Genomic DNA, 385 nt, shown 5'->3' on the forward strand with positions numbered 1-385 from the left:
TTTCGCACCGGTTGATTGGATTTCCTCAAGCCGCTTTGACAGGCCAAAGATCCCTGCGGCATTCTCTGTTCCTGGCTCAAACCTTCGCGCGTCCGGGAGAAAATCCAGCTTGCGGTGGAACGAGAACGGCTCGCTAACGCTAAGCCATCCCACTACGCGGGGGCAGACACGTTCGAATGCCCGTTGCGAGAACGCCATGAAGCCTATGCCCAAGGGGCCAAGCAGCCACTTATGCGCGCTGACAACTACGACATCCACTCCGTCCGTGGCCATGTCGAGATCGAGCACCCCGACTGACTGGGTACCGTCGACCACCAGCAGGGCGTCATGGTGGGAGCAAACGTCGGCGAATGCGGCTAAATCCACACGAAACCCGCTGTAGAAC

1 protein-coding gene is annotated in these 385 nt (G+C 59.0%); it reads right to left on the reverse strand.

Features of this window, described 5'->3' with window-relative positions:
• On the reverse strand, positions 1 to 385 hold a 385-nt coding region (locus EN750_RS39065), incomplete at both ends, for an aminotransferase class V-fold PLP-dependent enzyme (protein WP_127399550.1).

The sequence above is a fragment of the Mesorhizobium sp. M7A.F.Ca.ET.027.03.2.1 genome (assembly GCF_003999175.1).
GTDB lineage: Bacteria > Pseudomonadota > Alphaproteobacteria > Rhizobiales > Rhizobiaceae > Mesorhizobium.